At 48.3% G+C, this 391-nt stretch carries 1 protein-coding gene; it reads right to left on the bottom strand.

The features are described 5' to 3' along the window. Nucleotides 1-162: 162 nt before the first annotated feature. A complete protein-coding gene (locus H7J92_RS17400; RefSeq protein ID WP_139365962.1) occupies nt 163-345 on the bottom strand; it encodes a hypothetical protein in 183 nt (60 codons plus the stop codon). Nucleotides 346-391: the final 46 nt, after the last annotated feature.

The raw sequence follows: 391 nt of genomic DNA, 5'->3' as shown, positions 1-391 counted from the left end.
TTTTATTGTCTAACTAAGTGTAGCCTATCCAGTAAGGCGCCTTCGTTTAGTAAGTGGAAGCTACTTGGTATATCATTTTGAAGCACAGCACTCACTATTTTTGCCACACCAGCGGCGAAGCGGTGTCGATCTACAACCCTGTACTTAGTTTGGACACACTACTTAGTCGAGCGAAGAGACAATAAAAAGAGTAACTTCACTGAACTCACTTCGGCGCTTGCGGATGGCTCCCGCAATGAGCCAGTCAGGAAGAACGCCTGTCTGTCTCATTGCTCCGCCTACCGCTTGTAAGGCGCCTGCGTTTAGTAAGTGGAAGCTACTTGGTATATCATTTGAACACAGCACTCACTATTTTTTCCACACCAGCGAAGCCGCAACTGCGGGGTCCGCC

It is taken from the genome of Sporosarcina aquimarina (genome assembly GCF_019748715.1).
Lineage (GTDB): Bacteria > Bacillota > Bacilli > Bacillales_A > Planococcaceae > Sporosarcina > Sporosarcina newyorkensis.
Note: the sequence above shows the minus strand (reverse complement) of the source record. Positions and strands in the feature narration are given on the sequence as shown.